We start from the raw sequence: 9,782 nt of genomic DNA on the forward strand, positions 1-9,782 counted from the left end.
GGACGTCGCCAAGCAACTAAAAACACAAGTCATTTGACTTGTGTTTTTTTATTTCCCATGAAATAGATTTGGTTCCATTAATAAAAAATTTGAAATATAGTAAGGGATTTTTTGAGCAGAAATACTTAGAAATTGATAAATAAATGGATAATCTTCAGAACCATAACTGCCAAGTAAGTCATACCACCAATCTGTTTCATACCTAGAAATCATGCTTAAATTATAGAGCAATAAATAATGAATGAGGAGTTCAGGTAATATTGGCTTAGGATTTCTAGGATCAGTCGTAAGTGGCAAATAATAAGTATTAGTAAGATGTTCATAGTATAAAGGAGTACTGTACATAGGATTCCATGATTGAATGGGCGCCGTAAAAAGTAAATTCGATTCATTAGTCTTCTCAGGTACGTGCTGTATTGATAAATGCTTACAAGATGTTTCAATGTAACGAGAAAATCTCTCTTTAGTCATATGTAATCGATCTAGTAGGTTGACTGAAAAGGAGAGCTCATTTTTAATTGTTGAATCGATTTTATATAAAGTTGATCCTTTCTGACTATAACGAAATAAATTTTGTAATTCTGGAATATTTCCCATTAGTTCTAACATGTTAAATTTTTCTGCTTCTAAGTGTTTCATGTGAAACAGTTGTTCTGCAACATGAGTAAATAATCCGTTTTTTTGTACCTTCACCTCATCTTCTAAAAATTGATACCCTTGTTTTTTTCGTTTGCGAGTTGTAACGCCATGAGCTAAAACAGTAGTGGATTCAGGATAGTTAGGGTCAATAGTTAGTAGGCATGCTTTAAAAAGTTGACTAATTCCATAAAATAACAACATTGGTTGAATGGAAAATGGAGCTGTCTTATATAATTCATAATAATTTTTCCCGTGTTCTAAGTAATAAATAAAGGGATAACAATTTTCAAAACTTTTTTTTTCGGCATCCTGAATAGAGGATTTTTCGTAACAACGGGCAAGATAACGTTGTACGTTTTGAGATGAAAAAAAGAAACTTAACTGCTGCCAAGTACAAGATGTTTGATGCATATATTACGCTCCTTTTATTGTCTAAAAATTCTAACATATATATACGTCCTTGACAGTATTTTAACCAATTGATAAGCTACTAATAATAATTTCTGGTATCATAGGGGGAACAATTATGTGGGAATCTAAATTTGTTAAAGAAGGTTTGACTTTTGATGATGTATTACTTGTACCAGCTAGGTCAGATATATTACCAAGAGAAGTAAGTGTTAAAACAGTTTTATCTGAAAGCTTACAGCTAAATATCCCGTTAATTAGTGCAGGAATGGATACAGTAACAGAAGCTGACATGGCTATTGCAATGGCTCGCCAGGGTGGTTTAGGAATTATTCATAAGAATATGTCTATTGAGCAACAAGCAGAGCAAGTTGATAAAGTAAAGCGCTCTGAAAGCGGCGTTATTTCAGATCCTTTCTTCTTAACTCCAGAACATCAAGTATATGATGCAGAACATCTTATGGGAAAATATCGTATCTCAGGTGTACCGGTTGTAAATAATTTAGATGAGCGAAAATTAGTTGGTATTATTACAAACCGTGATATGCGCTTCATCCAAGACTACTCAATCAAAATTTCTGACGTAATGACAAAAGAACAATTAATTACAGCTCCAGTTGGTACTACACTGGAAGAAGCGGAAAAGATCCTACAAAAGTATAAAATTGAAAAACTCCCTCTTGTTGATAATAACGGTGTATTACAAGGGCTTATTACAATAAAAGATATTGAAAAAGTAATTGAATTCCCAAACTCTGCTAAAGATAAGCAAGGACGCTTATTAGTTGGAGCAGCAGTTGGTGTAACAGCGGATGCTATGCTTCGCATCGATGCATTGGTAAAAGCTAGTGTAGATGCAATTGTACTTGATACAGCACATGGGCATTCTAAAGGTGTTATTGATAAGGTAAAAGAAGTTCGTGCTAAATATCCATCACTAAATATTATCGCTGGAAATGTTGCTACTGCTGAAGCAACGAAAGCACTAATTGAAGCTGGTGCAAACGTAGTTAAAGTTGGTATTGGACCAGGTTCTATTTGTACAACACGCGTTGTAGCCGGTGTTGGTGTACCACAATTAACTGCGGTTTATGATTGTGCAACAGAAGCTCGTAAACACGGCATTCCAGTTATTGCTGATGGCGGTATTAAGTACTCTGGTGATATGGTGAAAGCCTTAGCGGCAGGAGCACATGTTGTTATGCTAGGTAGCATGTTTGCAGGTGTTGCAGAAAGCCCTGGAGAAACTGAAATTTACCAAGGTCGTCAATTTAAAGTGTATCGTGGTATGGGTTCTGTCGGTGCGATGGAAAAAGGAAGTAAAGATCGTTACTTCCAAGAAGGCAATAAAAAACTTGTCCCAGAAGGTATTGAAGGACGAGTACCATATAAAGGACCTTTAGCAGATACAGTTCACCAATTAGTTGGTGGCTTACGTGCAGGTATGGGATATTGCGGAGCACAGGATTTAGAATTCTTACGCGAAAACGCACAATTCATTCGTATGTCAGGTGCTGGCTTACGTGAAAGTCATCCTCATCACGTACAAATTACAAAAGAGGCTCCAAACTACTCATTATAATGTCTTATATACAAATAGACAGAGATTTGATATCTCTGTCTATTTTTTTTTGATTATGTTAGAATAACGGTTATGTGAGTACATAGATATTGGGGGTAGCAAAAGTGAAAGGTATGTTTTGCAAAAGATTCATTGCTTTGGTAACAGTGCTTACACTAGCTTGTAGCATTTTTATGCCATATAGCAATGCATCAGCTGAAACAGGAGCCGCTTTAAACATTGAAGCAGGTGCGGCAATTTTAGTAGAAGCGAATTCTGGGAAAATTTTATATCAAAAGAATGCAGATGAATTATTATCCATTGCTAGTATGACAAAGATGATGAGTGAATATTTAGTTCACGAAGCAGTGGATAAAGGAAAACTTAAGTGGGACCAGAAAATTAAGGTTTCTGAATATGCATATAAGGTTTCACAAGATGCTTCATTATCAAATGTTGCATTAGAAAATGGTGGCTCTTATACAGTAAAAGAGTTATACGAAGCAATGGCAATCTTTTCTGCAAATGGTGCAACAATTGCATTAGCAGAAGCAATTGCAGGTAAAGAAGTAGACTTCGTAAAAATGATGAATGATAAATCGAAAGAACTAGGGTTGAAAAATTATAAATTTGTCAATTCTACAGGTTTAACGAATAAAGATTTAAAGGGAATGCATCCTGAAGGAACAACAGCGGATGAAGAAAATAAAATGTCTGCAAAGGATGTTGCAACTTTAGCACAACATTTAATTAAAGATTATCCAAAAGTGTTAGATACAGCAAAAATCCCTAAAAAAGAATTCCGTCCAGAAAAAGAGAAGTTTGCAATGTCGAACTGGAACTGGATGTTAAAGGGCTTAGTTAAAGAATATGATGGCGTAGACGGCCTAAAAACAGGCTCAACTCCAGAGGCAGGAGATTGCTTCACTGGTACGGTTGAAAGAAACGGAATGCGTTTTATTTCTGTAGTTATTAAAACAAGTTCTCATACAGCACGTTTTGATGAAACAAAGAAGCTATATGATTATGGATTTGCTAACTTTGAAGTAAAACAAATGTATAAAAAAGGTTCTTCAGTAAAAGGACAAGAAACAGTACGAGTAGAAAATGCGAAAGATAAAGATGTAGCAGTTCAAACGAAACAAGCTATTTCACTTCCAGTGCCAAAAGGAAGTAAAGATGTTTATAAAACGGAATTAAAAGAATCAAGCAAGGGACAAGAAGCACCTATTAAAAAGGGAGCTGCGCTTGGTCAAATGGTAATTACGCCAAAAGATACAAACGACCCTGGATTTTTAACTGGTAAGTCACTGCAAGTGGATCTTGTAACAACATCTGAAGTAGAAGAAGCAAACTGGTTTACTCGTGCTATGCGCGGAATTGGTTCATTCTTTAGTGGCATGTGGAATAGTGCTGTTGATACAGTAAAAGGTTGGTTTTAAAAGCTCCTCATGATAGGAGCTTTTTTTTATTCCTATTTTTCATACCGACTTTATGAAAAAGTAGTAGACAAGCATCTGATAGTTAGTGGTAGAATGTAAGAGTATTCTTAATTTTCGCCTTTAACGGGGGAAAGCAATTCACCTAGGGGGGTTTTTGTACATGACAAATGTAACAGGGACAGAACGTGTAAAACGTGGAATGGCAGAAATGCAAAAAGGCGGCGTTATTATGGACGTAGTTAACGCTGAACAAGCAAAAATTGCAGAAGAGGCAGGCGCAGTTGCCGTTATGGCATTAGAGCGTGTACCAGCAGATATTCGTGCAGCAGGTGGCGTTTCTCGTATGGCAGACCCAACAATTGTTGAAGAAGTTATGGGTGCGGTGTCAATTCCGGTTATGGCAAAATGCCGTATCGGTCACCTTGTAGAAGCACGTGTATTAGAATCATTAGGGGTAGACTATATCGATGAGAGTGAAGTATTAACTCCTGCTGATGAAGTATACCATTTAAATAAACGTGATTACACAGTTCCATTTGTATGTGGTTGCCGTGATATCGGAGAAGCTGCACGTCGTATTGCAGAAGGTGCATCTATGCTTCGTACAAAAGGTGAACCAGGAACAGGAAACATTGTAGAGGCAGTGCGTCATATGCGCCAAGTCAATGCAGAAATCCGTCAAGTTGCGAGTCTACGTGAAGATGAGTTAATGACATATGCAAAAAATACTGGCGCTCCTTACGAAGTATTACTTGAAATTAAACGTCTTGGTCGCTTACCAGTTGTAAACTTTGCGGCAGGTGGTGTAGCAACACCAGCAGATGCAGCATTAATGATGCAACTTGGTGCTGATGGGGTATTTGTTGGATCTGGTATCTTCAAATCAGAAAACCCAGAGAAATTTGCACGTGCAATCGTTGAAGCAACGACTCATTATGAAGATTACGAACTAATTGCAAGTCTTTCTAAAGGATTAGGTAATGCAATGAAGGGTGTCGAAATTTCAACGTTATTACCAGAACAACGCATGCAAGAGCGTGGATGGTAATTAAAGGAGAACTTTAAAATGGTGAAAATCGGTGTACTAGGTCTTCAAGGTGCAGTTCGTGAGCATGTAAAATCAGTTGAAGCAAGTGGTGCAGAAGCTGTTGTTGTAAAGCGTATAGAGCAACTTGAAGAGATTGATGGTCTTATTTTACCAGGCGGTGAAAGTACAACAATGCGCCGTCTTATTGATAAGTATGCTTTCATGGAACCACTTCGTACATTTGCAAAGTCTGGTAAACCAATGTTTGGTACATGTGCAGGGATGATTCTTCTTGCGAAAACACTTATTGGCTATGAAGAAGCACATATTGGTGCTATGGATATTACAGTTGAGCGCAATGCGTTCGGACGCCAAAAGGATAGTTTTGAAGCTGCGCTTTCAATTGAAGGCGTGGGTGAAGACTTCATTGGTGTATTTATCCGTGCGCCGTATGTTGTAGAAGTAGCTGATAATGTTGAAGTGCTTTCTAAGCATGGTGACCGAATGGTAGCGGTAAGACAAGATCAGTTTTTAGCTGCTTCATTCCATCCGGAATTAACAGATGATCATCGTGTGACAGCATACTTTGTTGAAATGGTAAAAGAAGCGAAAATGAAAAAAGTTGTATAAGTAACTTGCAACTTGTATAAGATTATAGTAAATTGATGGTAACAATTTTATAAAATAAGCGTGTTGATAGGAAATAGTAACAAATGTCGTTTCTTATAGAGAGTCGATGGTTGGTGGAAATCGATAGAAACAGTTTGTGAATCCATCCTGGAATGGAATGTGGAATATCTTTTGGATTAGTAAGCATTCCCGGTGAAGAGCCGTTATTTCTACTTGAGAGGAAAGCGGTAATGCTTTCAACTAGGGTGGCAACGCGGGTTAACTCCCGTCCCTTTATATAGGGACGGGAGTTTTTTGTGTTTTATAAAATAAAAGGAGGAGTATATAATGCTTGATATTAAATTTTTACGTACAAACTTTGAAGAAGTAAAAGCGAAATTACAGCATAGAGGCGAAGATTTAACTGATTTCGGCCGTTTTGAAGAACTTGATACGAGAAGAAGAGAACTACTTGTTCAGACAGAAGAATTAAAAAGTAAACGTAACGAAGTATCTCAACAAATTTCTGTATTAAAGCGCGAAAAGAAAGATGCAGAGGCTCTAATTTTAGAAATGCGTGAGGTTGGAGAAAAAGTAAAGGATCTTGATAACGAACTTCGTACAGTTGAAGAAGACTTAGAAAGATTAATGTTATCTATTCCAAATATCCCTCATGAATCTGCTCCAGTTGGTGAAACAGAGGATGATAATGTAGTAGCACGTACTTGGGGAGAAGTGAAAGAATTTACTTTTGAGCCAAAACCACATTGGGATCTTGCTACTGATTTAGGAATTTTAGATTTTGAACGCGCTGGGAAAGTAACAGGAAGCCGCTTCGTATTTTACAAAGGTGCTGGTGCAAGATTAGAGCGTGCTTTAATTAGCTTTATGCTTGATCTTCATACTGATGAGCATGGATATGAAGAAGTATTACCTCCATATATGGTAAACCGTGCAAGTATGACGGGAACAGGACAACTTCCAAAGTTTGAAGAAGATGCATTCCGTATTGAAAGTGAAGATTACTTCTTAATTCCAACAGCTGAAGTACCTGTAACGAATATGCATCGTGATGAGATTTTAAATAAAGAGCAATTGCCTATAAGATATGCTGCATTTAGCTCTTGCTTCCGTTCTGAAGCAGGTTCAGCTGGTCGTGATACACGTGGCTTAATTCGCCAGCATCAGTTCAATAAAGTAGAGCTTGTGAAGTTCGTAAAACCAGAAGATTCTTATGAAGAGTTAGAAAAATTAACAAATGATGCAGAACGCGTGTTACAATTATTAGAGTTGCCATATCGCGTTATGAGCATGTGCACAGGCGATTTAGGATTTACAGCAGCGAAGAAATACGATATTGAAGTATGGATTCCAAGCTATGGCACATATCGTGAAATTTCTTCTTGTAGTAATTTTGAAGCTTTCCAAGCGAGACGTGCAAATATCCGTTTCCGCCGTGAGCCAAATGGAAAACCAGAACATGTTCATACATTAAATGGATCTGGTCTTGCAATCGGACGTACGGTTGCAGCTATTTTAGAGAACTACCAACAAGAAGATGGTACAATTATAATTCCAGAAGTTCTTCGCCCTTATATGGGAGGAAAAACAGTTATTAAGTAAATTTAAACATTCATCGGTATGAGTGATTGGTAATTATGAGCGTTGTCAGTACTGTAATGTAGGAAGGGGAAAGTAAAATTTTCCTTTCCTCATAATTTATTTTAGTAGGGTTGACTAACTGTTTTTCTTTTGATATTATATTTGATGTCAATATGGAGGTATACCCAAGTCTGGCTGAAGGGATCGGTCTTGAAAACCGACAGGCGGCGAGAGTCGCGCGGGGGTTCGAATCCCTCTACCTCCTCCAGATATAATTGACAACAGCGCATATAAGTGGAGATTGGAGAACTCGTTACCAACACGTAACGAGTTTTTATTTTAAAACCAATCATAAAGTATGGTGTAAGGTAATTTTGTCCTTATTACACACTCATATTCCGATGATTATCTTCATAGATATGAAAGGAGTCAACATGGATCTTATTATACAAACGTTTCCTTTAGATGGAAAAACTTTATATTATGTACAATGTCCTGTCTGTAAGAACAATAGAATTTTAAACAGTGGTGCAAACGTATCACGCATTATTAGTGATGATACATTCCGTAAACTTTGTGGTTGTACTTGTGATGTAAAACAAGCTACGAGTAAAGTAGAGGCGCCAAAACAAGTTAAAAAAGCAGCTGTAAAGAAAGCGGCGGCTCCAAAACGTACAGGTAAAGTATTAACGGCAGTAATTAACGGGAAAGAAATGACTGTTAAAGAGATTGCTGAAGCATACGATATTAGTACAAGTACTGTTCGTCAGCGCATTAACGCAGGAAAACCTGAGAGTGAAATTATTGCTCCAACAAAGAAGAAGTAATTTAATAGGAAAACCCGTGCATATGCACGGGTTTTTTATTTTACAAGTTTACGTGTTTGTTTTAAAAAATGGCCAATTTTTTTAATGATTGGTTCGATTGAATCACCATCTTTTAAAATATCGTACTCATTAATATTTAAGCGTAATACAGGGCATGAATTAAAGTTGTTAATCCAGTTTTCATAACGTCCATGCATTTCTTTCCAGTACTCAATTGGTGTTTGCTGTTCCATTGGGCGCCCGCGTTCTTGAATACGATCGACAATATCATCGAAAGAACCTTCTAAGTAAATTAATAAGTCTGGATGAGGGAAGTAAGGAGTCATGACCATAGCGTCAAATAAACCTTTGTATGTTTCATAATCAGTTTCCGTCATTGTTCCTTTTTCATGATGCATCTTTGCGAAAATTCCAGTGTCTTCGTAAATGGAACGATCTTGAACAAAACCGCCACCATATTCAAAAATTCTTTTTTGTTCCTTAAATCGTTCTGCTAAAAAGTACACTTGTAGGTGGAAGCTCCAGCGAGTGAAGTCCGCATAGAACTTGTCCAAATATGGATTGGAATCTACTTTTTCAAATGATGTGCGATAACCTAAAGCATTAGCTAATGCAGTTGTCATAGTTGATTTACCCACACCTACCGTTCCGGCGATAGTGATTACTGCGTCATTGGGTATATCATATTTTTGCCTTAAATTCATTATTATTTCGACTCCTTTAAGAGAGTATTTTGAAGGGCAGATAGGATGACGTTTAAATCATCAGGATTTTTTACAAAATCCATATCGTCTCCATTAAATTTCAATACTGGTATTTCCGGATGATCTTTTTTAAAAGCATCCATTGCTGTTTCATAATCTTTTGTGAGCTGTAGTAAGTAATTTGGATCCATGTTTTTTTCAAATTCTCTTCCGCGCATGGCGATTCGTTTTTGCAATGTTTCTAGGCTAGCTGTTAAATAAACAATGACATTTGGCACAGGCATATCTTGTGTAAGGATACGATAAATTTGCATGTATTTGTCATATTGGGAGTCTTTTAATGTGCGGGATGCAAAAATTAAATTTTTAAAGATATGGTAATCCGCTACTACTGGTTTCCTTTGATTCAAATACTTTATGTTAATGTCTTCTAATTGTTTGTATCTATTACAAAGAAAGAACATCTCTGTTTGAAAACTCCATTCGTCGATGTCTTCATAGAACTTTCCTAAAAAGGGATTTTCATCAACAATCTCTTTTAGTAAGTGGAGTTGCATGTGAGTTGAAATTTCCTTCGCAAGTGAAGTTTTTCCAACACCAATTGGTCCTTCAACCGTGATAAGTGGTACTCCGGTCACGCTGTTTCCTCCTTTCAATCAGTGATTTACCGTGACTACTAAAAACACAAAACAGAATTATTGTAGCACAAGAGGGAAGCGAGCGGGTTAATTTGATATAAAAAGTTAGAAAATAGATATATGTATTAATTAAATTTTATTTTGGTTGATGATGTTATAGTTGCTTTCAATGTAGTTTCCATTATTTTTAAAGCATGTATATTATCTTGGTCGTTGTTAGAGGCGATACAATCCTCTGGTACATACAATGTATAATTTCTCATATGAGCATCATTAGCTGTAAATAGGATACATATATTTCCGGCAACCCCTGTTAATATTAGAT

Annotated in this window: 10 protein-coding genes, 1 tRNA gene and 1 other annotated feature; of the genes, 7 read left to right on the forward strand and 4 right to left on the reverse strand. The window is 36.7% G+C overall.

Going from position 1 to position 9,782, the window contains the following annotated elements; translation table 11 throughout:
* Positions 1-48 precede the first annotated feature (48 nt).
* Positions 49-1,050, reverse strand: coding sequence for a YaaC family protein (locus ABWK52_RS22690; protein ID WP_000554287.1), 1,002 nt, complete (start codon positions 1,048-1,050; stop codon positions 49-51).
* A 115-nt stretch (positions 1,051-1,165) separates the two neighbouring features.
* On the opposite strand from ABWK52_RS22690, the gene guaB reads away from it, so the two are divergent.
* The 7 genes from guaB to ABWK52_RS22725 all read left to right on the forward strand — a co-directional run bounded on the left by guaB (position 1,166) and on the right by ABWK52_RS22725 (position 8,115).
* Positions 1,166-2,629: an IMP dehydrogenase gene (gene guaB, locus ABWK52_RS22695; protein ID WP_000264088.1), complete on the forward strand. Its 1,464-nt coding sequence runs from the start codon at positions 1,166-1,168 to the stop codon at positions 2,627-2,629.
* A 113-nt stretch (positions 2,630-2,742) separates the two neighbouring features.
* Complete coding sequence (gene dacA / locus ABWK52_RS22700; RefSeq protein ID WP_125653127.1) at positions 2,743-4,050, forward strand: D-alanyl-D-alanine carboxypeptidase DacA; 1,308 nt, start codon at positions 2,743-2,745, stop codon at positions 4,048-4,050.
* Between the two features lie 160 nt (positions 4,051-4,210).
* Entirely contained in the window at positions 4,211-5,098 is an 888-nt protein-coding gene (gene pdxS / locus ABWK52_RS22705; RefSeq protein ID WP_000186165.1) for a pyridoxal 5'-phosphate synthase lyase subunit PdxS, read from the forward strand.
* An 18-nt stretch (positions 5,099-5,116) separates the two neighbouring features.
* A complete protein-coding gene (gene pdxT, locus ABWK52_RS22710; protein ID WP_000238783.1) occupies positions 5,117-5,707 on the forward strand; it encodes a pyridoxal 5'-phosphate synthase glutaminase subunit PdxT in 591 nt (196 codons plus the stop codon).
* A 54-nt stretch (positions 5,708-5,761) separates the two neighbouring features.
* Positions 5,762-5,983 (forward strand) — a binding site (T-box leader).
* 51 nt (positions 5,984-6,034) lie between these two features.
* Positions 6,035-7,309 (forward strand): serine--tRNA ligase, encoded by a 1,275-nt coding sequence (serS, locus tag ABWK52_RS22715; RefSeq protein WP_000884186.1) that lies wholly within the window; start codon positions 6,035-6,037, stop codon positions 7,307-7,309.
* A 154-nt stretch (positions 7,310-7,463) separates the two neighbouring features.
* Positions 7,464-7,556, forward strand: a tRNA-Ser gene (locus ABWK52_RS22720).
* A 166-nt stretch (positions 7,557-7,722) separates the two neighbouring features.
* Positions 7,723-8,115 carry a DUF3797 domain-containing protein gene (locus ABWK52_RS22725; protein WP_000364196.1) on the forward strand — a complete coding sequence of 131 codons (393 nt, stop codon included), beginning with the start codon at positions 7,723-7,725 and terminating at the stop codon, positions 8,113-8,115.
* 35 nt (positions 8,116-8,150) lie between these two features.
* On the opposite strand, the gene ABWK52_RS22730 is transcribed toward ABWK52_RS22725, so the two are convergent.
* The 3 genes from ABWK52_RS22730 to ABWK52_RS22740 form a co-directional block, all read right to left on the reverse strand.
* Positions 8,151-8,819 carry a deoxynucleoside kinase gene (locus ABWK52_RS22730; protein ID WP_001053585.1) on the reverse strand — a complete coding sequence of 223 codons (669 nt, stop codon included), beginning with the start codon at positions 8,817-8,819 and terminating at the stop codon, positions 8,151-8,153.
* A 2-nt stretch (positions 8,820-8,821) separates the two neighbouring features.
* Entirely contained in the window at positions 8,822-9,457 is a 636-nt protein-coding gene (locus ABWK52_RS22735) for a deoxynucleoside kinase (RefSeq protein ID WP_098542465.1), read from the reverse strand.
* 125 nt (positions 9,458-9,582) lie between these two features.
* The coding region (locus ABWK52_RS22740) for an isochorismatase family protein (RefSeq protein WP_353772148.1) at positions 9,583-9,782 on the reverse strand (200 nt) is incomplete at its 5' end.

Origin of the sequence: Bacillus sp. AP50, assembly GCF_040492675.1 — a bacterium.
GTDB classification, from domain to species: domain Bacteria; phylum Bacillota; class Bacilli; order Bacillales; family Bacillaceae_G; genus Bacillus_A; species Bacillus_A cereus.

Coding starts and splice junctions, on each gene's coding strand:
- dacA (WP_125653127.1), top strand. CDS start 2,743: ATGTTTTGCAAAAGATTCATTGCTTTGGTAACAGTGCTTACACTAGCT.
- pdxT (WP_000238783.1), top strand. CDS start 5,117: ATGGTGAAAATCGGTGTACTAGGTCTTCAAGGTGCAGTTCGTGAGCAT.
- ABWK52_RS22690 (WP_000554287.1), bottom strand. CDS start 1,050: ATGCATCAAACATCTTGTACTTGGCAGCAGTTAAGTTTCTTTTTTTCA.
- pdxS (WP_000186165.1), top strand. CDS start 4,211: ATGACAAATGTAACAGGGACAGAACGTGTAAAACGTGGAATGGCAGAA.
- serS (WP_000884186.1), top strand. CDS start 6,035: ATGCTTGATATTAAATTTTTACGTACAAACTTTGAAGAAGTAAAAGCG.
- guaB (WP_000264088.1), top strand. CDS start 1,166: ATGTGGGAATCTAAATTTGTTAAAGAAGGTTTGACTTTTGATGATGTA.
- ABWK52_RS22725 (WP_000364196.1), top strand. CDS start 7,723: ATGGATCTTATTATACAAACGTTTCCTTTAGATGGAAAAACTTTATAT.
- ABWK52_RS22730 (WP_001053585.1), bottom strand. CDS start 8,819: ATGAATTTAAGGCAAAAATATGATATACCCAATGACGCAGTAATCACT.